Source organism: Mycoplana sp. 10N416 (assembly GCF_056394765.1).
In genome coordinates, this window is sequence record NZ_JBFTIM010000005.1 from 105,671 (window position 1) to 131,917 (window position 26,247).

General features: G+C 63.5%; 22 protein-coding genes. 12 read left to right on the forward strand and 10 right to left on the reverse strand.

Annotation, left to right across the window (positions count from 1 at the left end; all coding sequences use genetic code 11):
* The first annotated feature begins 85 nt into the window (after positions 1 to 85).
* Positions 86 to 451: an outer membrane lipoprotein Omp10 gene (gene omp10 / locus AC1DDS_RS12025; RefSeq protein ID WP_310421662.1), complete on the forward strand. Its 366-nt coding sequence runs from the start codon at positions 86 to 88 to the stop codon at positions 449 to 451.
* A 27-nt stretch (positions 452 to 478) separates the two neighbouring features.
* Here omp10 and AC1DDS_RS12030 read toward each other — a convergent pair whose 3' ends face one another.
* Together AC1DDS_RS12030 and AC1DDS_RS12035 are read right to left on the reverse strand one after the other, a co-directional pair.
* Positions 479 to 1,030, reverse strand: coding sequence for a GNAT family N-acetyltransferase (locus tag AC1DDS_RS12030; protein WP_477479106.1), 552 nt, complete (start codon positions 1,028 to 1,030; stop codon positions 479 to 481).
* Between the two features lie 16 nt (positions 1,031 to 1,046).
* The gene (locus AC1DDS_RS12035) at positions 1,047 to 1,823 is read right to left on the reverse strand and encodes a pseudouridine synthase (RefSeq protein ID WP_477479338.1); all 777 of its coding nucleotides are present in this window, start codon (positions 1,821 to 1,823) and stop codon (positions 1,047 to 1,049) included.
* A 275-nt stretch (positions 1,824 to 2,098) separates the two neighbouring features.
* On the opposite strand from AC1DDS_RS12035, the gene AC1DDS_RS12040 reads away from it, so the two are divergent.
* The 4 genes from AC1DDS_RS12040 (at position 2,099) to AC1DDS_RS12055 (ending at position 6,699) form a co-directional block, all read left to right on the forward strand.
* Positions 2,099 to 3,946, forward strand: a complete 1,848-nt coding sequence (locus AC1DDS_RS12040; protein ID WP_477479107.1) for a 5'-nucleotidase C-terminal domain-containing protein — start codon at positions 2,099 to 2,101, stop codon at positions 3,944 to 3,946.
* Positions 3,947 to 4,076: 130 nt separating this feature from the next.
* Positions 4,077 to 5,108, forward strand: coding sequence for a ferrochelatase (hemH, locus tag AC1DDS_RS12045; RefSeq protein ID WP_477479108.1), 1,032 nt, complete (start codon positions 4,077 to 4,079; stop codon positions 5,106 to 5,108).
* A gap of 124 nt (positions 5,109 to 5,232) precedes the next feature.
* Positions 5,233 to 6,237, forward strand: a complete 1,005-nt coding sequence (locus tag AC1DDS_RS12050; protein ID WP_477479339.1) for an SPFH domain-containing protein — start codon at positions 5,233 to 5,235, stop codon at positions 6,235 to 6,237.
* Positions 6,238 to 6,240: 3 nt separating this feature from the next.
* A complete protein-coding gene (locus AC1DDS_RS12055; protein WP_477479109.1) occupies positions 6,241 to 6,699 on the forward strand; it encodes an NfeD family protein in 459 nt (152 codons plus the stop codon).
* Positions 6,700 to 6,770: 71 nt separating this feature from the next.
* On the opposite strand, the gene AC1DDS_RS12060 is transcribed toward AC1DDS_RS12055, so the two are convergent.
* Complete coding sequence (locus AC1DDS_RS12060; protein WP_477479110.1) at positions 6,771 to 7,766, reverse strand: KpsF/GutQ family sugar-phosphate isomerase; 996 nt, start codon at positions 7,764 to 7,766, stop codon at positions 6,771 to 6,773.
* Between the two features lie 184 nt (positions 7,767 to 7,950).
* Here AC1DDS_RS12060 and AC1DDS_RS12065 point away from each other — a divergent pair, with 184 nt between their 5' ends.
* Positions 7,951 to 9,393: an outer membrane beta-barrel protein gene (locus AC1DDS_RS12065; RefSeq protein ID WP_477479111.1), complete on the forward strand. Its 1,443-nt coding sequence runs from the start codon at positions 7,951 to 7,953 to the stop codon at positions 9,391 to 9,393.
* 87 nt (positions 9,394 to 9,480) lie between these two features.
* On the opposite strand, the gene galU is transcribed toward AC1DDS_RS12065, so the two are convergent.
* Positions 9,481 to 10,368 carry a UTP--glucose-1-phosphate uridylyltransferase GalU gene (gene galU / locus AC1DDS_RS12070; RefSeq protein WP_477479112.1) on the reverse strand — a complete coding sequence of 296 codons (888 nt, stop codon included), beginning with the start codon at positions 10,366 to 10,368 and terminating at the stop codon, positions 9,481 to 9,483.
* A 199-nt stretch (positions 10,369 to 10,567) separates the two neighbouring features.
* On the opposite strand from galU, the gene AC1DDS_RS12075 reads away from it, so the two are divergent.
* From AC1DDS_RS12075 to AC1DDS_RS12085, 3 genes are all read left to right on the forward strand, one after another.
* Positions 10,568 to 11,791, forward strand: coding sequence for a lytic murein transglycosylase (locus AC1DDS_RS12075; RefSeq protein WP_477479113.1), 1,224 nt, complete (start codon positions 10,568 to 10,570; stop codon positions 11,789 to 11,791).
* Positions 11,792 to 11,936: 145 nt separating this feature from the next.
* Positions 11,937 to 13,139, forward strand: a complete 1,203-nt coding sequence (locus AC1DDS_RS12080; RefSeq protein WP_477479114.1) for an SGNH/GDSL hydrolase family protein — start codon at positions 11,937 to 11,939, stop codon at positions 13,137 to 13,139.
* Positions 13,140 to 13,155: 16 nt separating this feature from the next.
* Positions 13,156 to 13,566 carry a VOC family protein gene (locus tag AC1DDS_RS12085; protein WP_477479115.1) on the forward strand — a complete coding sequence of 137 codons (411 nt, stop codon included), beginning with the start codon at positions 13,156 to 13,158 and terminating at the stop codon, positions 13,564 to 13,566.
* A gap of 242 nt (positions 13,567 to 13,808) precedes the next feature.
* Here AC1DDS_RS12085 and AC1DDS_RS12090 read toward each other — a convergent pair whose 3' ends face one another.
* Genes AC1DDS_RS12090 through gltB form a run of 3 tightly spaced genes read right to left on the reverse strand, consistent with a single transcriptional unit; the run spans position 13,809 to position 20,174 of the window.
* Entirely contained in the window at positions 13,809 to 15,263 is a 1,455-nt protein-coding gene (locus AC1DDS_RS12090; RefSeq protein ID WP_477479116.1) for a glutamate synthase subunit beta, read from the reverse strand.
* 16 nt (positions 15,264 to 15,279) lie between these two features.
* Positions 15,280 to 15,450, reverse strand: coding sequence for a hypothetical protein (locus AC1DDS_RS12095; protein WP_477479117.1), 171 nt, complete (start codon positions 15,448 to 15,450; stop codon positions 15,280 to 15,282).
* Positions 15,447 to 20,174, reverse strand: coding sequence for a glutamate synthase large subunit (gene gltB / locus AC1DDS_RS12100; protein WP_477479118.1), 4,728 nt, complete (start codon positions 20,172 to 20,174; stop codon positions 15,447 to 15,449). The genes AC1DDS_RS12095 and gltB overlap by 4 nt, the downstream gene beginning before the upstream one ends.
* Positions 20,175 to 20,714: 540 nt before the next feature.
* Between gltB and AC1DDS_RS12105 the strand changes: the two genes are divergently transcribed.
* Positions 20,715 to 21,764 carry a threonine aldolase family protein gene (locus AC1DDS_RS12105; RefSeq protein WP_477479119.1) on the forward strand — a complete coding sequence of 350 codons (1,050 nt, stop codon included), beginning with the start codon at positions 20,715 to 20,717 and terminating at the stop codon, positions 21,762 to 21,764.
* A 54-nt stretch (positions 21,765 to 21,818) separates the two neighbouring features.
* Here AC1DDS_RS12105 and AC1DDS_RS12110 read toward each other — a convergent pair whose 3' ends face one another.
* The gene (locus tag AC1DDS_RS12110; protein ID WP_477479120.1) at positions 21,819 to 22,280 is read right to left on the reverse strand and encodes an Hsp20 family protein; all 462 of its coding nucleotides are present in this window, start codon (positions 22,278 to 22,280) and stop codon (positions 21,819 to 21,821) included.
* 433 nt (positions 22,281 to 22,713) lie between these two features.
* Here AC1DDS_RS12110 and AC1DDS_RS12115 point away from each other — a divergent pair, with 433 nt between their 5' ends.
* Positions 22,714 to 23,676, forward strand: a complete 963-nt coding sequence (locus tag AC1DDS_RS12115) for an alpha/beta fold hydrolase (protein WP_477479121.1) — start codon at positions 22,714 to 22,716, stop codon at positions 23,674 to 23,676.
* Between the two features lie 69 nt (positions 23,677 to 23,745).
* Here AC1DDS_RS12115 and hisN read toward each other — a convergent pair whose 3' ends face one another.
* On the reverse strand, positions 23,746 to 24,519 hold the full coding sequence (gene hisN / locus AC1DDS_RS12120) for a histidinol-phosphatase (protein ID WP_477479122.1): 774 nt from the start codon (positions 24,517 to 24,519) through the stop codon (positions 23,746 to 23,748).
* 284 nt (positions 24,520 to 24,803) lie between these two features.
* Entirely contained in the window at positions 24,804 to 25,685 is an 882-nt protein-coding gene (locus tag AC1DDS_RS12125; RefSeq protein ID WP_477479123.1) for an N-formylglutamate amidohydrolase, read from the reverse strand.
* Between the two features lie 191 nt (positions 25,686 to 25,876).
* On the opposite strand from AC1DDS_RS12125, the gene cpdR1 reads away from it, so the two are divergent.
* Positions 25,877 to 26,239, forward strand: coding sequence for a response regulator CpdR1 (gene cpdR1 / locus AC1DDS_RS12130; protein WP_192246785.1), 363 nt, complete (start codon positions 25,877 to 25,879; stop codon positions 26,237 to 26,239).
* The last annotated feature ends 8 nt before the right edge of the window (positions 26,240 to 26,247 follow it).

Consider the following 26,247-nt stretch of genomic DNA (forward strand, 5'->3'; position numbering starts at 1 on the left):
TTTCTCTTGCATTCACCAACTGTTCACGGCATGGTCTGGCAATATTTTCAACGCCATATCGTTGGGCAAGGCTATGGAGAACCCCATGAAACCCTTGATCTTTGCTTCCCTGCTTGCGGCTGGCGCGACACTCGCCTCGTGCCAGTCGTACGACCGCGCGCCGGTGCGACAGGTCGCGCAGGCGCCGCAGGGCGTGGAAGGGTCATGGGTCGATGCGAACGGTCTGATCTCGACCTTCTCCGCGGGCCAGTTCGCGACGAGGACGACGGACACCAACACGACAATGGCGACCGGCACCTATGTCACCCAGCCAAACGGGCTGATCGAGATCAGCCTCTACTCCAACATTTCCAAGTCCGCCTCGAAGGCGAACTGCTCGCTCGTCACGCCGCGCCAGTTGAACTGCACGTCAGGTTCGGGCGCGCAATTTACGCTGAACCGCCAGGGCTGAAGCGCTTCGGCGGTTCACAGTTCGGCCCTAGGGCACCGCGACGTCACCCGCTGCCGATGCACGGATGACGTCGTACTCGTCGCGCAGCAGAGCAAGAATCGCCGTATCCCACCGCTCTTCGCCAACCTTGACCGATGACCGCCGCACGCCCTCCTCGACAAAGCCAAGCCGGCGATATGTCGCGATTGCAGCAGTGTTGAAGGTGTAGACGTTCAGTTCCAGCCGCACGAACGCTTCCTGCGCGAACACGCGGTCGATGACCTGCCGCAGAAACGGCTGCGCAAGCCGTTTGCCGCGATAGGCGGGGCTCACGGCCACGCGGGCAAGCCGCGCGACACAATGCTGCCAGTCGAGCACCACCTGCGCATGGGCAGCCACCGTTCCCGCGACCAGACCCGAGCACATCCATCGGCCGGGAGCGGCGCCTTCCGTCTCCTGCTGCATCTGTGCGAATTGTGCGGGATCGAGCGGGAAACGCATGTCCTGACCAGCCCACTGAACGACCGATGCCTTGTCGGGAAACCAGTTGCGCAGTGCCTCGAAGTCAGAGGTGAGATAGGGCCGGAGCAGAACGGTCATTGGTCCCCCTAAAAGGTCAGCTGGGTTTCGTCCCCATTCGCGCTTGCAACGCCCAGATCTCCGCTTCCGTCAGATACCGCGCGCTGCCTTTTGGCAGGTCACCCAGGATCAGGTCGCCGATCGCCACCCGGATCAGCCGCAGGACCTCCAGGCCGATGACTTCCAGAATCCGGCGGATCTGCCGGTTCTTGCCCTCGTCCAGTTCGACTTCCAGCCAGCAGTTTTTCTCGCCGGCCCGCAGCACTCGGACAGCGGAGGCCTGCAACGTCTCTCCATCGTGGACGACGCCGGACAGCATGCGTCGCAAGTCCTCGTCGGACGGAATTCCGCTGACCTGGACATGGTAGAGCTTGCCGACATGCGTCTCAGGGTCGAGCAGGCGCTGGGCGAACGCCGTATCGTTGGTGAAGAGCAGCAACCCCTCGCTTGCCTTGTCGAGGCGGCCGACGGGCGAGACGAAGGGCAGGTCCAGGTCCTTCAGGCACTCGAAAACTGTCGGGCGGCCTTGGGGGTCGGATCGCGTCGTGACCAGCCCGCGCGGCTTGTTCAACGCCAGATAGACCTTGTCATTGAGCTCGAGTGCCTGGCCATCCAGCTCGATCCTGTCGCGCGCCAGATCGACCCAGGTGTTCGGATCGTTCACCTTGCGCCCGTTGACGCGAGCACGGCCTGCCGCAATGAAGGCCTCCGCCTGCGTGCGCGAGCAGATACCGAGCTTCGAGAAAGCGCGCTGCAAGGTGACTTTTCCGGTGTTGCGGGGGCACTTGCCGCGCAATTCAATCGCTCCAGCTATGACGTTCGGGCGCTGTCGGCAGCGCCACGGACGAGAGTGCGATGCCCCCCCGCCAGACCGTCGGACTAACAGATTGGGTCATGCCCGTCCATCTCGGCTGGCCGCGTGGCGTTGGCCACCCGCCTTAACCGTCTTCCCAAACCTTTCATCGCTTGCGGCTTTCCCTCTTGAAGTTCTTTGGATGTAATGGAAGCATCCGTTCGCGCGGAAGACGTGACCGCCCACCCATAAGGGGCCAGGAAGCGGCCATTCCGCCTGACCAGGAGAGCACGTCCATGAACTCAGTCCGCATCAGCCTGCTGGCCGCTTCCCTGATTGCCTTTTCGGGGGGAACTGCCTTTGCCGACTATGAACTCGACATCCTCCATATCAACGACCTGCATTCCCGCATCGAGCCGATCAACAAGTTCGACTCCACCTGCTCGGCGGAGGAGGAAGGCAAGAACGAGTGCTTCGGCGGCGTGGCGCGGCTGAGGACCGCGATCGACACGCAGCGCCAGGCGCTGGCCGGCAAGAACGTGCTGCTGCTGAACGCCGGCGACAATTTCCAGGGCTCGCTCTTCTACACGACCTACAAGGGCGCAGCCGAAGCCGAGTTCCTGAACCTGATGAAGTTCGACGCAATGACCGTCGGCAACCACGAATTCGACGACAGCGAGGACGGGTTGGCTGCCTTCCTCGACAAGGTGCAGTTTCCCGTCGTGACCGCGAACGTCGCCGCCGGCGCCAGCTCGAAGCTCGGCGACCGGATCAAGCCGTACATCGTGCTCGAGGTCGGCGGCCAGAAGATCGGCATTGTCGGGGCCGTTGCGAACGACACCGACGAGATTTCCTCACCCGGCCCGAACGTTTTGATCGGCAACGACGTCGCCGACATCACCGCAGCGGTCGCGGAGGTCAAGAAGCAGGGCGTCGACAAGATCATCGCCCTGACCCATGTCGGCTATCCGCGCGATCTCGCCGCGATCGCCAAGATCCCCGACGTGGACGTGGTCGTCGGCGGCCATTCGCACAGCCTGCTTTCCAACACCGACGAGAAGGCCGAAGGCCCCTACCCGACCATGGTCGACAACCCGGGCGGCTACAAGGTTCCGGTCGTGCAGGCGGGCGCCTACACGAAGTACCTCGGCAATCTGAAGGTGGTGTTCGACGATCATGGTGTGGTCAAGGAGGCCAAGGGCGATCCAATCCTGCTCGACGCCAGCTTCAAACCGGATGAAGCGGTCGTCGCCCGCGTCAAGGAACTGGCCGGGCCGATCGAGGAGATGAAGGCGAAGATCGTCGCCGAGACCGCCGCGCCGATCGACGGGTCGCGGGAGAGCTGCCGGGCCGGCGAATGCCAGATGGGCAACCTCGTTGCCGACGCGCTGATCGACCGCACCAAGGGCCAGGGCGTAACCGCCGCAATCACCAATGGCGGCGGGCTGCGCGCCTCGATCGACGGCGGACCGGTCACGATGGGCGAAGTGGTGACGGTGCTGCCGTTCCAGAACACCCTCTCCACCTTCCAGTTGAAGGGCGCGGACCTGGTGACGGCGCTGGAGAACGGCCTGAGCCAGATCGAGGAGGGCGCCGGTCGCTTCCCGCAGGTCGCCGGCATGAAAATCTCCTTCGACAAGTCGAGGCCAGCCGGCAGCCGCGTCGTCTCCGTCGAGATGAAGCAAGGCGACGCCTTCGTGCCGCTCGACCCGGCCAAGGTCTACACACTCGCCTCGAACAACTACATGCGCGCCGGCGGCGACGGCTACAAGGTCTTCGCCACCGGGGCGACGAACGCCTACGACTACGGCCCGACGCTCGATCAGGTGGTGGCGGACTATCTGGCCGCAAACCGGCCCTACAAGCCCTATACTGACGGGCGCATCATCCCCATCGTGGCCGCGACGGCCGGAACGACGACGGATGCTGCAGCCGGCACAACGGCGCCCGGCGCCGAAACGCCGGCGACGCAGGCAGCTTCCGGTCCAACGAGGCATGTCATCGTCCACGGCGACACGCTCTGGGACATCGCCAAGTCGGCCTATGGCGAAGGCCACCTTTGGAGGAAGATCTCCGAGGCGAACGGCAATCCGAGACCACGTGCCCTCAAGATTGGATCCGAGCTGCAGGTCCCGGCGAAATAAAGGGACAAATTGTCTCCACCATTTCAGCCGGTCCGGGCTTTCCCGGGCCGGCATTTCTTTTTAGAACACTCCCAGATTTGATGGCCGACAATTTTGGCCGCCTGGATAATGAGCCCGAACAGGACCGAACATGCAAACCGCCGCTCCAAAGCCCGCCGATCACCCATCCGTCAAGCACGGAAAGGTCGGCATCCTGCTCGTCAATCTCGGAACGCCGGACGGAACCGACTACCGTTCCATGCGGCGCTATCTGAAGGAATTCCTGACCGATACGCGCGTGATTGAGTGGCCGAAGCTCGTCTGGTATCCGATCCTGTTCGGCATCGTCCTGAACAAGCGCCCCCAGAAGGTTGGCAAGGCCTACGAGCTGATCTGGAACAAGGAGAGGAACGAGAGCTATCTCCGCACCTACACGCGCAATCAGGCGGAACTGATGGCGCAGTCCTTTGCCGACCATCCGCAGATCGTTGTCGATTGGGCCATGCGCTACGGCCAGCCGTCGATCGCCTCGCGTATGGAATATCTGCAGAAGGAAGGCTGCGAGCGCATCCTCGTCTTCCCGCTCTATCCGCAGTATGCCGCCGCCACCACCGCCACCGTCAACGACAAGGCATTCGAAGCGCTTCTGAAGATGCGTTGGCAACCGGCGGTTCGCACCGTGCCGCCCTATCACGACGATCCGGCCTATATCGATGCGCTCGCAACCTCGATAAATACCCATCTCGCCGGTCTCGACTGGGAGCCTGAGGTGGTCCTTGCCTCCTTCCACGGCATTCCCAAGAGCTACTTCGACAAGGGCGACCCCTACTACTGCCAGTGCCAGAAGACTGCGCGGCTCTTGCGCGACAGGCTCGGCTGGTCGACGGAGAAACTGCAGGTCACGTTCCAGTCGCGCTTCGGCCCGGAGGAATGGCTGCAGCCCTACACCGACAAGACGGTCGAAAAGCTGGCGCAGGACGGCGTCAAGCGCATCGCTGTGATCAACCCGGGCTTCGTCTCGGACTGCCTGGAAACGCTCGAGGAAATCGCCGGCGAGGCGGGAGAGATTTTCCTTCACAACGGCGGCGAGAAATTCACGCACATCCCCTGCCTCAACGACGGCCCCGAGGGGATGGCGGTGCTGGAGACCGTCGTCCGCCGCGAGCTTGCCGGCTGGTTCTGACGAAGGCCACGGGGCGCAAGCCCCTTCGGCTCGACGGCTCCAAACACCTCGCAAAATGCGCTGGCCTTGTCGCACGGATTGCGTAGAGTGACGCGGAACCGAGCTTTAGGGGCGTCGCATGTCGTTGGATGGGTTGGATATTTTCGTCATTGCCGTGGTGGTTCTGGTCCTTTGGCTGCTGTTTGCCGGGATCAAGACCGTACCGCAGGGCTATCAATACACGGTAGAGCGCTTCGGCCGTTACACGCGAACGCTCCAGCCGGGGCTCAACATCATCATCCCGTTCTTCGACAAGATCGGCGCGCGGATGAACGTGATGGAACAGGTGCTGGAGGTGCCAACGCAGGAAGTCATCACCCGCGACAACGCCAGCGTTGCCTCCGATGCCATCGCCTTCTACCAGGTGCTGAACGCCGCGGAGGCCGCCTATCAGGTCGCCCATCTCGAGCACGCGATCTTGAACCTGACGATGACCAACATCCGTTCCGTCATGGGCTCGATGGATCTCGACGAACTGCTCTCCAATCGCGACAAGATCAACGACCGGCTGCTGCACGTCGTCGACGAAGCGGCCAAGCCCTGGGGCGTGAAGATCACCCGCGTCGAGATCAAGGACATCGCCCCGCCGAAGGATCTGGTCGAATCCATGGCGCGCCAGATGAAGGCGGAGCGGGACAAGCGCGCGCAGGTGCTGGAAGCGGAAGGTTCGCGCAATGCCCAGATCCTCAGGGCCGAGGGCGCCAAGCAGTCGGCGATCCTGCAGGCGGAAGGCCAGCGCGAAGCCGCCTTCCGCAATGCCGAGGCGCGCGAGCGACTGGCCGAAGCCGAGGCCAAGGCGACGAAGATGGTCTCCGAGGCGATCGCCGCCGGCAATGTGCAGGCGGTCAACTACTTCGTCGCGCAGAAATATACGGAGGCACTGGCGACCGTCGGCAGCGCACCGAACTCCAAGGTCGTGCTGATGCCGATGGAGGCGTCGTCGTTGATCGGTTCGCTCGGCGGCATCGGTGCGATCGCGAAAGAGGTTTTCGGCGACGGCCCGGCGACGGCGCCCAGCCGGCCGCGCCAGTCGACGCCCACCACAGGCGGGACCGCCCGCAATCCGTTCGACACCACGAGGGAAAGCTGAGCCATGATCGCCCGCATCGTTGCAGAACTGGGACCCTGGGCCTGGTGGGTGCTCGGCATCGTGCTGCTGATCCTCGAGGTGCTGATGCCGGGCGTGTTCCTCGTCTGGATCGGCGTTGCGGCGATCATCACCGGCGCGCTCTCGCTGCTCCTTTGGAAGGTCGGCTGGTGGATCTGGCAGGTGCAGTGGCTGCTTTTTGCGGCTCTGTCGATCGCGGCCGTCCTCGTCGGGCGACGCCTCGTGCTGTCGAATGCAAAACGCACCGACGAACCTTTCCTCAACCAGCGCGCCCAGAGCCTCGTCGGCCGCACCGCCACGCTCGAGCAGCCGATCCTGGAAGGCCGCGGGCGCATTCGCCTCGATGATACGATGTGGAGCGTGCAGGGACCGGACCTGCCGGCAGGCACGCGCGTGCGCGTGGTGGCGAGTTCGGGTCGCGACCTGACCGTCGAGCCGGCATAGGCCGAAAAACAAAAAGCCCGCCCCGGCAGATGCCATGGGCGGGCTTTTTCAAAGCAGTGTTGTTAAAGCGATCAGGCGACGCCGATCCGCAGCAGATCGTGGAAGTGGACGATCCCCACCGGTGTCGCCGCCTCGTCAGTGACGATCAGCGCCGAGATGTTGTGCTGGTTCAGAAGACCGAGCGCAGCGGTCGCGAGCGTCGTCGGGCGCACCGTCTTGGGCGTCCGCGTCATGATGTCGTCGACATCCAGCTCGGCGAGATTGCGCGACAGGTTGCGGGCGATGTCGCCATCGGTGACGATACCGATGAGCTTGCCGTTGTCATCGATCACACCGACGCAACCGTAGTGCTTCTGCGACAGCAACAGGACGGCGGCCGGCATTGATGTGCCGAGCGGCACGAGCGGCATGTTCTCGCCGCTGTGCATGATGTCGCCGACATGGGTCAGGCTGGCCCCCAGCTTGCCGCCCGGATGGAAGGTCTTGAAATCGGTGGCCGTGAAGCCACGTGCTTCCAGGAGCGCCACCGCCAGCGCATCGCCGACAGCAAGCTGCATCAGGGTCGAGGTGGTGGGAGCGAGCCCGTGCGGACAGGCTTCCTGTTCCTTGGGGAGCAACAGGACAATGTCGGACTCGCGCGCAAGGGCGGATCTTTCACCGGCCGTGATCGCGATGAGCGGGATCGAGAAGCGGCGGGTATAGGAGATGATCCCCTGCAACTCCGCGCTTTCGCCGCTCCAGGACATCGCAAGCACCACGTCGTCCGAGGAAATCATGCCGAGATCGCCGTGGTTGGCTTCGACCGGATGGACGAAGAACGCCGGCGTTCCGGTGGACGCAAAGGTTGCGGCCAGCTTCGATCCGATATGGCCGGACTTGCCGACGCCGGTGACAATCACACGTCCCTTGATGCCCGCGACCACGCGCACGGCATCGCAGAATGGCTCGTGCAACGGGCCGGAAAGTGCGCGCGACAACGCATCCAGGCCGGCGCGCTCGGTTTCGACGGTGCGGATCGCAGAAGCGATTGCGCCGCTGCTTTCTACCAGTGCTAGTTTCCTGATCATGCGTCTCGTTAGCGTTTTTGTTTTTCGATGTCCATGCATCCACGCGCATCCTCCCGGTAAAATAGCTGCCGGGTCGGAAACCAAACGTTAACTACAAGCCTTTACGTTCGGTTAGGAATTCGATGAATCCGCGAAAGCCATGCCTTATCCGCACAGCAAATCTCTACGGGCGCAACCAGCCCTGTTGCCGCGCCGCGTAGCCGGGTTGCTGCTTGCCGCCACGATTCTGGCCGCATGGCCGGCTCTGGCCCAGGAGGCCGCGACGATCGTCCCCGGTACGGACGCGGCGGCAACGACTGCGCGCCAGGACCCGCTTGGCGCGGAACCGGCCACGCTGGCAACGTCGCAGGACAGCCCCGCCGCGACCACCAGGACAACGCCGGCTACCCCGCTGGCCTTGGTCGATGGGGAGGACGTCGCCGGCTCCGCAACCGAAATTGGTCGGCAGAACCTGCCGGTCCCCTCGATCGATGGACTTCGAACCGCCACGGCTCCGTGGAGCGACGAGCCGCCCGGCATGCGCTTGGGCACGTTCATCCTCCGGCCCACGATTGCCCAGGGTATCGGCTATGAGCGCACCAAGACCGGCGACGACGTCCAGACGCGATCCTTTTCGACGACGACCTTGCGAGGCATTCTGGTTTCCGACTGGTCCCTGCACCAGTTGACGATCGGCGGGGCTGGAACCTTCGAGAAGAACTTCTCCGGCGGCAACAACACCGAGCCGGAGGCGAATATCGACGCCGACCTGAGACTCGACCTATCGGCCGACACCACGGCCAACCTCACCGCCGGCTACAGTCTCGAGCGGGAGGATGCGGCCGACCCCAATGCGATCGCGAATGCCGAGGAGCAGTCAGCCGTGCAGACTTTCCGGGGCGGGGCTAGCATCCAGCGCGATTTCGGGCTGATCCGCGGCACGCTGGGAGCAGACATCGAACGCACGACCTATGGCGACGTCGAGCTGTCCAACGGCTCGGAGCTGTCGCAGAGCGACCGCAACAACACCGAGGGAGTCTTGACCGGTCGAATCGGCTACGAGGTCTCGCCGGCCCTCATTCCCTTCATCGAAGCCGCCATCGGCCGTGTTCGCTATGACGACGCGCGTGATTCCGCAGGCTACGCACGCTCCGGCGACGTCTACGCCGCCCGCACCGGGGTGGAGCTCGACCTTGGCGAGAAGCTGCGTGGCGAGTTCGCGCTCGGCTACGACCGCGAGACCTATGACGACGAGAGGCTGAAGACCATCAACGCCTTCAGCGTCGACGGATCGATGGACTGGTCGCCCCAGCGCGGCACGAACGTCAACCTCGGCCTCAGAACATCGATCGAACCGTCTACGACACCGGGCGAAAGTGGATACATTTCCTACCTCGCGAGCGCCGACATCACGCACGAAATGCGCAGCAATGTCGTCGCGCGCCTCGCGGGTTCCTATGAGTGGCGCGACTTCCCGACCTCTTCTGCATCAAACCAGAACGTCTACATCATCGGCACGGGGTTGACCTGGGGCCTGAACCGCTATCTGGCGCTGAGTGGGGACGTATCGTACGAATTGACGGCGCCGGAGACGGGCGCGAACACCGGAGTGACCCGCGCCGGCCTTGGATTGGTGCTGCGTCGCTAGCAAGTCCGCGCCGCCAACCGCCACGCAGGCTTTTGCCAAGAACGCGCACCCCAAAGCCTATTTGAGACTTTGGGGTGCGCGGTCGAATTACCTCAGGCTCTTCAGCAAGGTCATCAACGGCTCTTCCACCGCGGGGCGAATGTCGGCGCGTGCAAGAGCGAAGGCGACGTTGGCGAGGATGAACCCATCCTTGGCACCGCAGTCATAGGTCTCGCCGCGGAAATGGTAGGCGGCGAACGGCTGCTCTTTCAGGAGTTTCACCATCGCATCCGTCAGCTGGATCTCATTGCCGGCGCCGCGTTCCTGCGTTGCGAGGATGGAGAAGATCTCCGGCTGGAGGATGTAGCGGCCGTTGATGAAGAAGTTGGAAGGTGCAGTTCCGGGCGCCGGCTTTTCCACCATCTGCGTGATCCGGTGGCCGTTGCCGACCTCGCTGCCGATGCCGATGATGCCGTACTTGTGCGTCTGGTCCGGCGCACACTCTTCCACGCCAACGACGTTACCGCCGTCATGCTCGTAGAGTTCGACCATGCTTGCCAGGCAACCCTTCGGCGCCTTCATGATCATGTCCGGCAGCAGCAGTGCGAACGGCTCGTTGCCGACGAGATCGCGCGCGCACCAGACCGCATGGCCAAGGCCGAGCGGTTCTTGTTGGCGGGTGAAGCTGGTGGAACCTGCCACCGGCAGGATACGCTCGAGCAGCGTCAGTTCGGCGGTCTTGTTGCGCTGGCGCAGCGTCTGTTCCAGCTCGACCTGGATGTCGAAATAGTCCTCGATGACGGCCTTGCTGCGCCCCGTGACGAAGATCAGGTGCTCGATTCCCGCCTCCAGTGCCTCATCGACCACATACTGGATCACCGGCTTGTCGACGACGGTCAGCATTTCCTTGGGCACGGCCTTGGTTGCAGGCAGGAACCGTGTCCCGAGCCCCGCGACCGGGAACACCGCTTTGCGCACCTTGCGTTTTTCAGCCATCATAAACCTCTTGATTGGCCTCCGTTCATCGGAGGCGCGTTTCCCGCATTAGTTTCAATTTGCTATCAATTTGCAAAGAGAGACGTAGGTGGAATTCCATGGTAAAGAATTTGTTGACTTCATGTCTGTAGGCTGAGCTTTCCACCGGAAGCTTAACGCTCCGCCCGATCGATAGTTCGAAAGACGGAACCAACGACCGATGTATCAGCTTAGCAAGTCCAGGCTCCGTCGCTCCACCCTCGCCCTGTTCGTCTCCGCGACACTTCTGGCCTCGCCGACCGCCGCCCGGGCCGACTCGGGCTTCCAGCAGTGGATCGCCGATTTCTACGCTACAGCGGCAAAGAGCGGCATAAGCAAGGCAACCTATCAGCAAGTCTTTTCCGGCGTCAGGACACCGGATCCCGAGGTGCTGGAAAAGGCAGCCTACCAGCCGGAATTCAAGCACAAGATCTGGGACTACCTCGATTCCCGCGTGAATCCGTACACCGTGAAAGTCGGCCAGGAAATGGCCCGGAAACATGCGCGCACGCTGGCCGCGGTCGAGCGGCACTATGGCGTCGACCGCAACATCCTGCTCGCCATCTGGTCGATGGAGACGAACTACGGCGCGGTCCTGTCCAAGGACGACAAGTTGCACTACGTGCCCCGGGCGTTGGCGACGCTCGCCTATGCCGATCCGAAGCGGGCGAAATTCGCGCGCACGCAGTTGATCGCCGCGCTGAAGATCGTCCAGAACGGCGACATCCCCGCCCGCGAGATGACCGGTTCCTGGGCCGGTGCCATGGGCCATACCCAGTTCATCCCGTCGAGCTACCTGCTCTATGCGGTCGATGCCGACGGCAACGGCCATCGCGACATATGGAACTCGGTGCCGGACGCGCTGGCGACGGCGGCGAACCTGTTGCACAAGAACGGCTGGCAACCGGGCAAGACCTGGGGCTACGAGACCGTCGTTCCGAACGGCGGCGGCGCCTACGAAGGTCAGACCAAAACGCTCGCGCAGTGGCAGAAGCTCGGCTTCCTCCGCCCCGGCGGCAAGGGCTTCAAGAATGGCGGCGACCGCGCGGAACTGTTGATGCCGGGCGGCGCCAATGGGCCCGCCTTCCTGATGACGCGCAACTTCTTCGTCATCAAGCGCTACAACGCCTCGAACTCCTATGCCATGGGCGTGGGCATGCTGGCCGATCAGCTTGCCGGCTACGGCGGCGTGAAACAACGCTGGCCGCGGCCTGAGGGCACGCTCGACATTGCCGAGAAGTTCGAGTTGCAATCCCGCCTCAAGGAGCTCGGCTACTATGACGGCGAAGTCGACGGCAATCTCGGATCCGGCTCGAAGGCCGCCATCCAGGCCGTCCAGAGTCGGCTTGGCCTGACGACGGACGGCCAGCCGAGCACGGCCCTGCTGAATGCCCTGCGAAAATAACCTTACCGACATCGCCAATCGGAATTCGGGCGCCCTTGTGGCGCCCGAATCATATCGCGGGCTTTCGCGAACGCGATCTATTTGCCATCATCATGCCATGACGGCGTCTGAGCATCATGCCGACCGAACAGGATCCTGACCGCGAATGCGACGATTACGCCGATTGCTATTGTTGCTGACTTGTCTGGCGATCGCCGTGCCGCCGGTGGCCGTTTATTCGGATGCCGTTGCGCAGGAGCGGGTCCAGCGCCGCACGGTGCTCGATCTTCTGTTCGGCGGATTCGGATTCGGGCGCCGGGCCCAGCAGCAGCCGAACTACCAGCAACGCCAGCAGCAGCGTCGGACACAGACGAGAACTGAGAAGCCCAAAACAAAGAAGAAGGTGCCGCCGGCCATTGCTGTTCCCGAGCCGGTCGTGGTGGAGAAACTGCCGGACGCACGCAAGGTGCTCGTCGTCGGTGATTTCATCGCCAGCGGAATCGGCGACGGCCTGACGGAGGCGTTTACGGAGATGCCCGGTGTCGCGATCGAGGCGCGCACCAACGGCTCGTCCGGCCTTGTGCGGCAGGACTACTACAACTGGCAGACCGAACTGCCGGCGTTGATCGATGAAATCAAGCCGGCCGTCGTGGTGCTGAGCCTCGGCGCTAATGACCGACAAATGATGACGATCGGCGGCAGCAAGGAGAAGTTCCGCAGCGAAGCGTGGTCCAAGGAGTACGAACAGCGCGTAGCGGCCCTCTCATCCTTCGTGCTGGAAAAGAAAGTCCCGCTAATGTGGGTTGGCATGCCGGCTTTCCAGACAACCTCGATGACAGCTGACATGTCGGCCTTCAACACGATCTATCGCGGCACCGTCGAAAAGACCGGAGGAACCTTCGTTGACATCTGGGACGGCTTCGTTGACGAGAGCGGCAAGTTCGTTGTCACCGGGTCGGACATCAACGGCCAGCAGGTGCGTTTGCGCGGCTCCGACGGCGTGTCGATGACAAAGGCCGGCAAGCGCAAGATGGCGTTCTATGTCGAAAAGGAAATCCGCCGCATCCTCGGCGACGCGATGACCATTGGTCAGCCACAGGGCGGTGAAGCCGTGTCGAACCTGGTCGTGACCACCCCGACCGATGCCGCCGACATCGTCCGCACGCAGCCGATCAGCTTGACCGATCCGGCGCTCGACGGCGGCACGGTGCTCCTCGGCGGCTCCGCACTCGACAAGGGCAGCGGCCGCAGCCCGCGCGACAAGATGATACAGAAGGGCGAGTTCGCCGCCGCTCCCGAAGGCCGGGTGGACGACTTCCGGCTGGACAAGCGGCCCCAGCCGATCGGCCCGCAAAAGGCCACCAACTGACCAGGACAGGATTTGCATGTCGAACGAAGATAACGAGCCCGCGACCGAGCGCCGGCCGATTTTCATGGCGGTCGAGCCACAGCTCTTCGTCGCGAATGTCGAGGCGTCCTGCGACTACTACGCCGACAAACTTGGCTTCACCGTCGCCTTTCTCTATGGCGACCCACCCTACTACGGCCAGATCTATCGGGACGGCGTGCAGTTGAACCTGCGGCAAGTCGACCGGCTGCCGTTCGACCGGACATTCCGGTCCGCGGAAGAGGACGCGCTGTCCGCGACCATCCTCGTCGAGGACGTCGCAGCACTGGCGGCCGAGTACGAAGCCTCGGGGGCGATCTTTCACCAGCAGCTTCGCACGGAGGAATGGGGCACCAGCACCATCATCGTCAGCGATCCGGACGGCAACCTCATCGCCTTTGCGGGTTGAGTGCGGTCACAGCGCCGACTGTAGGACAAAGAAAGAACCGTGGCGGTGCCGCCGACGAGGCCGCCATCCAGGGTGCTGGCAACACACCCTTCATCTCCTTGAGCGCCCCCCAATCTGCACCGTCATGCCGGACTCGCATCCAGCGTGCTCAAGTCCTTGAGCGCATAAACTCTTTTCGCGCCGCAGACGCGGCGCTGCCGGATCCCGGCTCAAGGCAGGGATGACGGCAGCAGTGGGTCGTCTCAGCGCGGCAGCGTCGTCGTGCCCATCAGCGCCTCGTCGATGGCGCGCGCCGCCTGGCGGCCCTCGCGGATCGCCCAGACCACCAGCGACTGGCCGCGACGGATGTCGCCGGCGGTCCACAGCTTGTCGACCGAGGTCTTGTAGTCGCGATCATTGGCGACCACGTTGGAGGAGCCGCGCCGGTCGGTGTTGATTGCCAGCTTCTCGCCAAGATCCTTCAGGACGCTGTCAGTGAAGGGGCCGCGGAAGCCGATGGCGATGAAGGCGAGATCGGCCTTGATGATGAACTCGGTGCCGGCGACCGGCTTTCGGCGCTCGTCGACCTGGCAGCACTTCACCCCCGTCAGCACGCCGTCCTCGCCGACGAATTCGAGCGTGCCGACCTGGAACTCGCGGATCGCGCCCTCGGCCTGCGAGGACGAGGTGCGCATCTTCGTCGCCCAGAACGGCCAGACGGCGAGCTTGTCTTCCTTTTCCGGCGGCTGCGGGCGGATGTCGAGCTGGGTGACCTTCACCGCACCCTGGCGGAAGGCGGTGCCGACGCAGTCGGACGCCGTATCACCGCCGCCGACGACGACGATGTGCTTGCCGCCGGCGAGGATCGGGTCGGACGGCCAGCCGACGCTGTCCATGTTCTCGCGGCCGATACGGCGGTTCTGCTGGACGAGATAGGGCATGGCATCGTGCACACCCTGAAGGTCGACGCCGGGGATGCCGGCGTCGCGCGGCGTTTCGGAGCCGCCGGCGTAGAGCACGGCGTCGAACGCGGCGAGGAGTTCGTCCATCGTCTTGTCGACGCCGACATTGACGCCGCAATGGAAGGCGACGCCCTCGCCGCGCATCTGCTCGACGCGGCGGTCGATGAAGTTCTTCTCCATCTTGAAGTCCGGAATGCCGTAACGCAGCAGGCCACCGGGCTTCGATTCGCGCTCGAAGACGTGAACTTCATGGCCGGCGCGGGCGAGTTGCTGGGCCGCCGCCATGCCGGCCGGGCCGGAGCCGATGACCGCGACCTTCTTGCCGGTGTGGACGGTCGCCGGCTGCGGCACGATATAGCCCATCTCATAGGCCTTGTCGGCGATCGCCTGCTCGACGGTCTTGATGGCGACCGGCGTGTCCTCGAGGTTCAGCGTGCAGGCCTCCTCGCACGGTGCGGGGCAGACGCGGCCGGTGAACTCCGGGAAGTTGTTGGTCGAATGCAGGTTGCGGATCGCCAGTTCCCAGTTGCCGGTGTAGACGAGATCGTTCCAGTCCGGGATCTGGTTGTGCACCGGGCATCCCGTTGGACCGTGGCAATAGGGAATGCCGCAATCCATGCAGCGCGCCGCCTGCTTCTGGACTTCCTGATCCGACATGGGAATCGTGAATTCGCGGAAGTGGCGAATGCGATCCGACGCCGGCTGGTACTTCGCGACCTGCCGATCGATTTCCATGAACCCTGTAACCTTACCCACGAGTGTATTCCTCACTTCATAGCGGGGGAACCGAAGGTCCCCAGTACCAGTAGGCAAATCCTGTTGCCGCACCCAGTACGATGAATTCCAAACCGATTTCGCCGTTCATCCAGTAGACGGCCGCCGGAACGGCGGCCGCGATGCCGACTGAAATCACCCGATGAATGATGGCCAGTCGGCCATTCACTCCGCTGCCTCGGCCATATTCATGCGCTCCATCTCCTCGAGCGCGCGCCGGTATTCGACCGGCATGACCTTGCGGAACTTCGGACGGTAGTCCGCCCAATGGTCCAGAATGTCCTTGGCGCGTTTCGAGCCGGTGTAGTGCAGGTGGTTGGAAATGAGCTGGTACAGGCGCTCCTCGTCGTGCCGCGTCATGTCGCCTGAGACGTCCACCATGCCCTTGTGCATGATGTCGCCGCCGTGATGATGCAGCTTCTCGAGCATGTCGTCCTCTTCCGGCACCGGCTGCAGCTCGACCATCGCCATGTTGCAGCGGCGGGCGAAATCGCCCTCCTCGTCAAGCACGTAGGCGACACCGCCAGACATGCCGGCCGCGAAGTTGCGGCCGGTCTGGCCGATGACGACGACGACGCCGCCGGTCATGTACTCGCAGCCGTGGTCGCCCACGCCCTCGACGACGGCGACCGCACCGGAGTTGCGCACGGCGAAGCGCTCGCCGGCTACCCCGTTGAAGTAGCACTCGCCCGCGATCGCCCCGTAGAGCACGGTGTTGCCGACGATGATCGACTCATGCGCCACGGTCTTCGAGTTCTCCGGCGGACGGACGACGACGCGGCCACCCGAAAGCCCCTTGGCGACATAGTCGTTGCCGGCACCGACAAGATCAAAGGTGATGCCGCGCGCCAGGAAGGCCGCGAACGACTGGCCGGCGGTGCCGTCGAGACGCACGGTGATCGTGTCGTCCTTCAGGCCCTTGTGGCCGTAGCGCTTGGCGACTTCGCCCGACAGCATGGCGCCGGTCGAGCGGTCGACGTTCTTGATGTCGACCTCGATTGACGTCGGCGTCTTGGCTTCCAGAGCCGGCTTCGCCTTCTCGATCAGCGTGCGGTCGAGAACGTCCTCGATCGGGTGGTTCTGCCGCTCGGTCCAGTAGGTCGCCTGCTTCGGTGCATCGACCTTGTGGAAGATGCGGCTGAAATCGAGGCCCTGTGACTTCCAGTGGCTGATCAGCCGCTCCTTTTCGAGCAGTTCGGAGGCACCGATGATCTCGTCGAGCTTGCGCACGCCGAGCGAGGCCAGGATTTCGCGCACTTCTTCGGCGACGAAGAAGAAGTAGTTGACCACATGCTCCGGCGCACCCTTGAAGCGCTTGCGCAGCACCGGATCCTGCGTCGCAACGCCGACCGGACAGGTGTTCAGGTGGCACTTGCGCATCATGATGCAGCCGGCCGCAATCAGCGGCGCGGTGGCAAAGCCGAACTCGTCGGCCCCGAGTAGCGCCCCGATGATGACGTCGCGGCCAGTTTTCAGGCCGCCGTCGACCTGCAGCGCGACGCGCGAGCGCAGGCCGTTGAGCACCAGCGTCTGGTGCGTCTCGGCCAGGCCGATTTCCCAGGGCGAGCCGGCATGCTTCAGCGACGTCAGCGGCGAGGCGCCGGTGCCGCCGTCGAAACCGGCGACGGTGATGTGGTCGGCGCGCGCCTTGGCAACGCCCGCCGCAACCGTGCCGACGCCCACTTCGGAGACCAGCTTGACCGAGATGTCGGCTTCCGGGTTGACGTTCTTCAGGTCGTAGATCAGCTGCGCCAGATCTTCGATCGAGTAGATATCATGGTGCGGCGGCGGCGAGATCAGGCCGACGCCCGGCGTCGAATGGCGGGTCTTGGCGATGGTCGCGTCGACCTTGTGGCCGGGCAACTGGCCGCCCTCGCCGGGCTTGGCGCCCTGCGCCACCTTGATCTGCAGCATGTCGGCATTGACCAGGTACTCGGTGGTGACGCCGAAGCGACCGGAGGCCACCTGCTTGATCGCCGAGCGTTCCGGATTGGCAGAGCCGTCGGCGAGCGGCATGTAGCGATCGGCTTCCTCGCCGCCCTCGCCGGTGTTCGACTTGCCGCCGATCCGGTTCATGGCGATGGCCAGCGTCGTATGCGCCTCTCTGGAGATCGAGCCGAAGGACATCGCGCCAGTGGAGAAGCGCTTGACGATCTCGGAGGCCGGCTCGACCTGATCGATCGAAATCGGCTTCTTGCCCCAGGCGCTGGCGTCCTTGACCGAGAACAGGCCGCGGATCGTGTTCATGCGCAGCGACGAGGTGTTCACCAGCTGGGAGAACTCCTTGTAGCGGTCCTGCGCATTGCCGCGCACGGCATGCTGGAGTGAGGCGACGACATCCGGCGTCCAGGCATGGTCCTCGCCGCGCATGCGGAAGGCGTACTCGCCGCCAATGTCGAGCGTGTTGGCCAGCACCGGATCGCGGCCGAAGGCGGCCTTGTGGCGGGCGACCGTTTCCTGGGCAATCTCCTCAAGACCGATTCCCTCGATCGTCGTCGCCGTGCCGAAGAAGTACTTGTCGACCAGTTCCGAGGACAGCCCGATCGCGTCAAAAATCTGCGCGCCGCAATAGGACTGGTAGGTCGAGATGCCCATCTTGGACATGACCTTCAGGATGCCCTTTCCGACCGCCTTGATGTAGCGATAGACGACTTCGCTCTCGTCGACCTCCTTCGGGAACTCGCCACGCTTGTGCATGTCGGTGAGGGTGTCGAAGGCGAGGTAGGGATTGATCGCCTCTGCGCCGTAACCGGCAAGCAGGCAGAACTGGTGGACCTCGCGCGGCTCGCCCGATTCCAGCACGAGGCCGACCGAGGTGCGCAGCCCCTTGCGGATCAGGTGATGGTGCACGGCAGCGGTCGCCAGCAGCGCCGGGATCGCGACGCGGTCCGGGCCGATCTGGCGGTCAGAGAGCACGATGATGTTGTAGCCGCCCTTGACCGCCGCTTCCGCCCGCTCGCACAGGCGGTCGAGCATTTCCAGCATGGCCTCGGCGCCGCGCGTGACGTCATAGGTGAAGTCGAGCGTCTTGGTGTCGAAGCGGTCCTCGGTGTGGCCAATCGAGCGGATCTTCTCCAGGTCGCCGTTGGTCAGGATCGGCTGGCGGACCTCCATGCGCTTGGCATGTGCCGCCCCCAGGTGATCGAGGATGTTCGGACGCGGGCCGATGAACGAGACGAGGCTCATCACCAGCTCCTCGCGGATCGGGTCGATCGGCGGGTTGGTGACCTGGGCGAAGTTCTGCTTGAAATAGGTGTAGAGCAGCTTCGTCTTGTCCGACATCGCCGAGATCGGCGTGTCGGTGCCCATCGAGCCGATCGCCTCCTGGCCTGTCGTCGCCATTGGCGACATCAGCAGCCTGGTGTCCTCCAGCGTGTAGCCGAAGGCCTGCTGGCGATCGAGCAGCGAGACGTCGCGGCGCAGCGCGCGCGGCTCGACCGGGCGCAGCTCCTCGAGGATGAGCTGGGTGTGATCCAGCCACTCGCGATAGGGATGCCTGGACGACAGTTCGTGCTTCACCTCCTCGTCGGAGATGATGCGGCCCTTCTCCATGTCGATCAAAAGCATCTTGCCCGGCTGCAAACGCCATTTCCGGACGATGCTCTCTTCCTTCACCGGCAGCGTTCCGGCTTCGGAAGCGAGGATGACGCGGTCGTCGTCGGTGACGATGTAGCGGGCCGGACGCAGGCCGTTGCGGTCGAGGGTGGCGCCGATCTGCTTGCCGTCGGTGAAGGCGACGGCGGCCGGCCCGTCCCACGGCTCCATCAGGGCGGCGTGGTATTCGTAGAAGGCCTTGCGCTCCGGCGCCATCAGCTGGTTGCCGGCCCAGGCTTCCGGGATCAGCATCATCACCGCATGCGCCATCGAGTAGCCGCCGCGGATCAAAAATTCGAGCGCATTGTCGAAGCAGGCGGTGTCCGACTGGCCCTCATAGGAGATCGGCCAGAGCTTGGAAATGTCGTCGCCGAACAGCGGCGAGGAGACCGAGGCCTGGCGGGCCGCCATCCAGTTGACGTTGCCGCGCAGCGTGTTGATCTCGCCGTTGTGGGCGACCATGCGGTAGGGATGCGCCAGCTTCCAGGACGGGAAGGTGTTGGTCGAAAAGCGCTGGTGCACGAGGGCGACGGCCGATTCGAAGCGCGGATCGGCGAGGTCCTTGTAATAGGCGCCGACCTGGTAGGCCAGGAACATGCCCTTGTAGACGATCGTCGAGGACGACAGCGAGACGGGATAGAAGCCACTCTCCTCGCCCTTGTACTCGTCATAGATGCGGTTGGAGATCACCTTGCGCAGGGTGAACAGGCGACGCTCGAATTCCGGCGTCGTCGCAGCGTTCCGTCCTGCACCGATGAACACCTGCACATGGCGCGGTTCGGTGGCGACGATGTCCGGCGCCTTCGACAGCGAGGAATTGTCGACCGGCACGTCGCGGTAGCCGAGCAGGTGCTGCCCTTCCTCGGCGACGACCTCTTTGATGACGTTCTTGAAGTGGGCGATCAACGCCTCGTCCTGCGGCATGAAGATATGACCGACGGCATATTCGCCGGCTTTGGGCAGGGTGATGCCCTGCCTGGCCATTTCCTCGCGGAAGAAGCGGTCGGGAATCTGCACGAGGATGCCCGCGCCGTCGCCCATCAGCGGGTCGGCGCCGACCGCACCGCGATGCGTCAGGTTTTCCAGCATGAACAGACCGTCCTTGACGATCTGGTGCGACTTCTTGCCCTTCAGGTGCGCGACGAAGCCGACGCCGCAGGCGTCATGCTCGTTTTTCGGATCGTAGAGGCCCTGTTTTATTGGATGACCGGCTCGTCGCGTCGTCGTCGTCGTTTTGGCGTCCGTCGCAGTCGTCTGCGCCCGGTTCAAACCAAAACTATTCGACGCGAAATCCCTCATCGTCATCCCTCCTGTGGCCCGAGCTGCGCGGGCAGGGTCTCACCCGCGCGCCAGCCGGAAGCGTCCTCGCATCCGGCCCCACGGGCGTCATCGTTGCATGAACCGGATCGGGCGGCAAATAGATGGTCCGGCCGACCAGGCATGCGTCAGCGACCGTTGCAAAGTGCAAAGCGCGTCCGTTCATTCGGTGAACGGCGATACTTGCGCCATCAGCCAGACACCTCCGAAAAGAGGTGTGGGCGTTGTTTCGGTCTCCTGACCGAAATAGGACAGCAAGACTGTCCTATTTCGGTGGATCTATGCCAGAAACGAATTTGGACCGCAAGGCCATGTTGCTAAAATAATAGCACTCCGGGACGAATAATTACCAACCAATAAGAGCTTTTGAATTTTTATTACGTGACTGCGACCAAAAATTTCCCTTCATTTCAAAACCCCCATTTTCCCGTCCGACGCTGCGAAAGCCGATTGATCAAATGGATTGCTGCATTATGGTCCGACTGACCCACGGCAATGGAGCCGGAGAACCGGGAAATCTGCATGTATTTTGCCTCTGACAACTGGGCAGGCGCCCACCCCGACATCGCCCGCAGCCTTACCGAAGCTGCCGACGGCTACGCCAAGGCCTACGGCACCAGCGACCTCGACAAGAGGGTCGAGCACACCTTCAACGAGATTTTCGAGCGCGACGTGGCCGTGTTCTTCGTCGGCACCGGCACGGCCGCCAATTCACTGGCGCTGGCCAGCTACAATCGCCCCGGCGGCCAGGTGCTCTGCCATGCCGAAGCGCACGTGAACGTCGACGAGTGCAACGCGCCGGAGTTCTTTGCCGCCGGCTCGAAGCTCGTGCCCATCGAAGGGGCGCGCGGGAAAATGCCGGCCGCGGCGCTGTCGGCGGCAATCGCACGCTTTTCGCCCGACAACGTCCACGGCGGCCAGCCGGTCGCCGTCACCCTCACCCAGGCCACGGAGGCCGGCACGGTCTACGAACTGGACGAAATTGCCGCGATCGCCGAAGTCGCCCGCCAGAGAAGGCTGCCGCTTCACATGGACGGTGCCCGCTTCGCCAACGCGCTTGTCACCCTCGGGGCAACGCCGGCGGAAATGACCTGGAAGCGCGGCGTCGACATCCTGTCGTTTGGCGGAACCAAGAACGGCTGCTGGTGCGCCGAGGCGCTGGTGCTGTTCGACCCCGGTCGTGCGCACGAGATGCACTTCCTGCGCAAGCGCTCGGCGCAGCTGTTCTCGAAGTCGCGCTTCATCGCCGCCCAGTTCGATGCCTATTTGCGGGGCGGCCTGTGGCTGGAACTTGCGCGACATTCCAATGCCATGGCCGCGAGTCTTGCCGCCGGTATCGCGCAGGCGAAATCGGCACGCCTTGCCTGGCCGACCGGTTCGAACGAGGTTTTCGCCATCCTTCGCAACGCGACGCTCAAGGCGCTGCGCGACAAGGGGGCCGCCCTCTACGACTGGCCGGCGCCGGCCGAAATCAAGGCGACGATGGCGCAGGACGAGACGATGGTTCGGCTCGTCACATCCTTCGCCACCAAGCCCGAGGACGTTGAACGCTTCCTGTCGCTCTGCGACTGAACGCAAAACGGCGCCCCAAGGGGCGCCGTTCGCAGTCCATTCAGCTAAGAATCGTCAGGCGGTCTGCGCCTCGATCTGCTTGGCCTCGCGGCCGACCGAGGCGATCTCGATCTTGCGCGGCTTGGCGGCCTCCGGGATCTCGCGGACGAGATCGATGTGGAGCAGACCGTTCTTCAACTGCGCGCCGCGGATTTCCACGTGATCGGCGAGCTGGAAGCGGCGCTCGAAGGCGCGCTTGGCGATGCCACGGTGCAGGAACTGCGCCTGATCGCCGGCTTCATCGGCCTTTTCGCCCTTGATGGTCAGCGTGTGCTCGCGGGCCTCAATGGAGAGCTCGCTTTCATCGAAACCGGCCACGGCCATGGTGATGCGATAGGCGTTCTCGCCGGTGCGCTCAATGTTGTAGGGCGGATAGGTCGGGCTCTGGTCCGGCTGGCCGAGGCTGTCGAGCATCGTGAAAAGACGATCGAAACCGACGGTGGAACGATAGAGGGGGGAGAAATCGACGTGACGCATGGTTGTCCTCCTGTGAGCGACGAATTGCTGTCTCGAGCCAAAGCCTGATTTCAAAGGCAGTTGGCCGGGCTGATCTCGGATGCGCACCCCGTTTGGCGATGCGAACCCTTCCGCGGACCCGTTTGGCGCCCGCAGACCGGAGATGGTGACGCCGTCTGACGACTTCAAGACCCAACCATCCCGAACCGCTCCATCTGACGATGAACCCGCCATGAACGCTCTCTTCGGGCTTCGTTCAGCTGCCCTCAACCATAACGCGATGGTCGGAAGCCTGGCTTCCGGGACCGGAGCGCTACGTCCCTTCCGCTCTGGTCAAATTTGGCCGGCACGCGCTGCGGCGTTCCCGCGTCCCGCGCGGCCGGCTTTTTCCTTTGACGTCCTTGGGAGGAGCACCTAGGCTTCCTATTCCCAACGCATGCTGAGCCGGCCGGATATGGACGACATCCTCTACGCAACACCCGACAATCCGGTGCCCGGCAACCATATCGCCGGCTACTTCGAGGGCAAGGGCGGAGTGAAGATCCGCTATGCCGTCTTCCGTTCGGCGATGCCGGTGGCAAAGGGCACCGTGGTGCTGCTGCAGGGACGCAACGAATCGATCGAGAAATATTTCGAGACAATCGCCGACCTGACGGCGCACGGACTGTGGGTCGCCACCTTTGACTGGCGCGGACAGGGCGGGTCTGGCCGCATGCTGAGCGATCCCCGGCGCGGTCACGTGACACGGTTCTCCGACTACGAGGCCGACCTGAAGCAATTCCTGGAACAGGTAGTGCTGCCCGACACCCGGCTTCCCTTCTTTCTCGTCGCCCACTCGATGGGGGCGCTGGTGGCGCTGTCGCAGGCACCGGAGCTCGAGAGCCGCATCGACCGCATAGTGCTCGCAGCACCGTTCCTGGCGCTTTCTGGCCAGGCGTTGAGCCAACGCTCAATTTCCGTCATCGCCAACACCGCGAGCTTCTTCCAACTCGGCGGCCGCACCTTTCGCAAGGATGGGACGCGCCCCTCGTTCGAGGGAAACGTTCTGACCAGTGACCGGCGCCGGTTCGCGCGCAACCAGGCGATCTGTGACGCCCAGCCGCAGCTGGCGATCGGCTCGCCGACTGCGCGGTGGCTGAAGGAAATGCTCGCCGCGATCACCCGCGTCTCGCGCCAGGAGCACCTGACGCGCATCCGAATTCCGACGCTCGTGCTCTGCCCGACGCTGGACCCGATCGTCCCCCGTACCGTGCTCAATGGCCTGGCGCGAAAGTTCCGGGCCGGTCGGCTGATCGAGATCGATGGCGCCCGTCACGAACTCTTCCACGAGGCCGATCGCTACCGAGCCCAGGCGATGGCGGCAATAGACGCGTTCATTCCGGGCAGCCAGGCCGAGCGCACCGCGCTGGGAGCCTGACGCCCAAGACCGGAAAGCCGAGAGCGCACAGCCTCCCCCGGCCGAGGGCGGTCTCACCCGTCAGGCCGGTTAACCCTGCAGGATCGCGATTGCCTGTTCGTAGACAGCGCGGCTGCCCGCGGCGATGATGCTTCCACCCATCTCGGCCGGACCGCCGTCCCAGGCGGTGATGATGCCGCCAGCCTGCTCGATGACGGGAATGAGCCCGCCGACGTCATAGGGCTTCAGGCCGGATTCGATCACGAGATCGACGTGACCGGCAGCCAGCAACGCGTAGGCGTAGCAATCGACGCCGTAACGGAACAGCTGCACCTTGTCCTGCACGGCCTCGTAGCGCGCCCGCCCTTCTCCGACGAACATGTGTGGCGAGGTGGTGAAGAGGGTCGCGTCGGCGAGAGTTTCACAGGCTCGCGTGGCAAGCACCCGGGAGCCCTCCGGCCCCTTGTAGTTCGACTGCCTGCCGTCGGCGAAGTAGCGCTCGCCGGTAAAGGGCTGGTCGATCAGACCCATCACCGCCTCGCCCTTGTGATAGAGGCCGATCAGCGTGCCCCAGACCGGGACGCCGGAAATGAAGGCGCGGGTGCCATCGATCGGATCGATGACCCAGACATACTCCCGATCGAGGCCGACCGAGCCATGCTCCTCGCCAAGGATCCCATGCTCGGGAAAACGCTCCGTGATCAATGCGCGAATCGCGGCCTCGGCCGCGCGATCGCCTTCAGTCACGGGATCGAACCCCTTCGTCTCCTTGTTCACCACGTCAGCGCCGACGCGAAAGCGCGGCAGCGTTTCCGCCTTGGCGGCGTCGGCAAGCTGATCGAAAAAGGCGCGGTCGGGAAGCATGGCGATCTCACAAATCAGGGAAGGTGTGGTGTCAATAAAGCAATGCGCAGGAAAACGGAACCGGATTACACCGCCTGCGGCTTTCGGCAGCTGCCGCCCGATGGATCGATCGAAAATTGCATATGCGCAATTTTTCGCACGCTCGCTTGACAATTGTGCAGTGCAATATTACCGTTTCCTCACAGTCATTTCTGACTGCGAAGACCCTTCCCGGGTGTTTCCTCCCTAGACTTGCCGCGCGCTAAGCGCGGTTTTTTTTGAGTGACGTCAGGGCAGCAGCCACGTCATTCGGCAGCAAGCGCGGTGTCGGATGCGTACTTCTCGACATAGCTTGCATATTCCGAAAGCGCCCATGAGATCCCGGCCTGCACGGTCTCGAAATCCGGCTTCTTGGCCAGTGTGGTCTCGTCCACGTAGAGCGCGCGGTTCACCTCGATCTGCAAGGCATGCAGCCCCTTTGCGGGCCGCCCGTAGTGCTCAGTGATGAAGCCGCCGGCATAGGGTTTGTTGCGCGCCACGACGAAGCCCATGTCCTCGAACAACCGCACCAGCGTGCGCGAAAGGTCGCCGGCCGCGCTCGTGCCGTAGCGATCGCCGATGATGAAGTCCGGCCGCACCCCGCCGGCGACACGAATATTGCCGGGCATGGAGTGGCAATCGATCAGGACGGAGAACCCGAATTGCAGGTGGGTCTGCACGATGAGGCTGCGCAGGCGGGCATGATAGGGTTTGTAGATGTTCTCGATTCGCGCCAGCGCCTCACCGACCGGCAAGCGCCGCTGGTAGATCTCCATGTTCTCCGCCACAACGCGCGGGATCGTGCCGAGTCCGCCGGCGACCCGCATCGAACTCACGTTTGCATAGGGCGGAAGCGATCCGTCGAACATGCGCGGGTCGAGTTCGTAGGGCTCACGGTTGACGTCGAGGAACGCTCGCGGAAAGTGCGCGAGCAACATCGGCGCGCCCAGGCCGGGCGCCGCATGGAAAAGCTCGTCGACATAGTGATCTTCGGACCGGCGCAGGGAATGGGCATCGAGCCGCGAATCAAGGACGAATCCCTGTGGATAGGCGCGACCGCTATGCGGGGAGTTAAACACCAGCGGAATGGTCTGCGAAGCCGGCTCCAGAACCTCAAAGAGGCCGTTTTCGCTGTATTCCGGAGCCATTGCGGTCCTTTACCATGTGACAAAATCGCGAGTTCTTGTATGTTGCCAGCGGCGGGCTCACGTGTCCATAGTCGTCACAACGACCAGCGAGTCGGCAGATGCCTCCATTCACGGGATATTTACCGAAATCGTTTTTCGTATCAGAACCGCCGCACAGGCAAGACAACCAGCAGTAACGGCTTCCGAGTACCATGAGTTTCAAGATCCTTCTCGCCGAAGATGACAATGATATGCGCCGCTTCCTCGTGAAGGCGCTGGAGAAGGCGGGCTATAAGGTCATGTCCTATGACAACGGCGCGAGCGCCTACGATCGGCTGCGCGAGGAGCCGTTCTCGCTGCTTTTGACCGACATCGTCATGCCGGAAATGGATGGGATCGAGCTTGCGCGCCGCGCCACCGAACTCGACCCGGACCTGAAGGTCATGTTCATCACCGGCTTTGCCGCCGTTGCGCTGAACCCGGATTCCAAGGCCCCCAAGGACGCCAAGGTTCTGTCCAAGCCGTTTCACCTCCGCGACCTCGTCGACGAGGTCAACAAGATGCTTGCCGCCTGAGCGCAGCG

Bases quoted from the DNA above. Each gene is read 5' to 3' on its own strand.
- hemH (WP_477479108.1), top strand. From the start codon at position 4,077: ATGCAAACCGCCGCTCCAAAGCCCGCCGATCACCCATCCGTCAAGCAC.
- AC1DDS_RS12085 (WP_477479115.1), top strand. From the start codon at position 13,156: ATGTCGAACGAAGATAACGAGCCCGCGACCGAGCGCCGGCCGATTTTC.
- gltB (WP_477479118.1), bottom strand. From the start codon at position 20,174: ATGAGGGATTTCGCGTCGAATAGTTTTGGTTTGAACCGGGCGCAGACG.
- AC1DDS_RS12125 (WP_477479123.1), bottom strand. From the start codon at position 25,685: ATGGCTCCGGAATACAGCGAAAACGGCCTCTTTGAGGTTCTGGAGCCG.
- galU (WP_477479112.1), bottom strand. From the start codon at position 10,368: ATGGCTGAAAAACGCAAGGTGCGCAAAGCGGTGTTCCCGGTCGCGGGG.
- AC1DDS_RS12115 (WP_477479121.1), top strand. From the start codon at position 22,714: ATGGACGACATCCTCTACGCAACACCCGACAATCCGGTGCCCGGCAAC.
- AC1DDS_RS12060 (WP_477479110.1), bottom strand. From the start codon at position 7,766: ATGATCAGGAAACTAGCACTGGTAGAAAGCAGCGGCGCAATCGCTTCT.
- AC1DDS_RS12030 (WP_477479106.1), bottom strand. From the start codon at position 1,030: ATGACCGTTCTGCTCCGGCCCTATCTCACCTCTGACTTCGAGGCACTG.
- hisN (WP_477479122.1), bottom strand. From the start codon at position 24,519: ATGCTTCCCGACCGCGCCTTTTTCGATCAGCTTGCCGACGCCGCCAAG.
- AC1DDS_RS12105 (WP_477479119.1), top strand. From the start codon at position 20,715: ATGTATTTTGCCTCTGACAACTGGGCAGGCGCCCACCCCGACATCGCC.
- omp10 (WP_310421662.1), top strand. From the start codon at position 86: ATGAAACCCTTGATCTTTGCTTCCCTGCTTGCGGCTGGCGCGACACTC.
- AC1DDS_RS12075 (WP_477479113.1), top strand. From the start codon at position 10,568: ATGTATCAGCTTAGCAAGTCCAGGCTCCGTCGCTCCACCCTCGCCCTG.
- AC1DDS_RS12080 (WP_477479114.1), top strand. From the start codon at position 11,937: ATGCGACGATTACGCCGATTGCTATTGTTGCTGACTTGTCTGGCGATC.
- cpdR1 (WP_192246785.1), top strand. From the start codon at position 25,877: ATGAGTTTCAAGATCCTTCTCGCCGAAGATGACAATGATATGCGCCGC.
- AC1DDS_RS12040 (WP_477479107.1), top strand. From the start codon at position 2,099: ATGAACTCAGTCCGCATCAGCCTGCTGGCCGCTTCCCTGATTGCCTTT.
- AC1DDS_RS12055 (WP_477479109.1), top strand. From the start codon at position 6,241: ATGATCGCCCGCATCGTTGCAGAACTGGGACCCTGGGCCTGGTGGGTG.
- AC1DDS_RS12110 (WP_477479120.1), bottom strand. From the start codon at position 22,280: ATGCGTCACGTCGATTTCTCCCCCCTCTATCGTTCCACCGTCGGTTTC.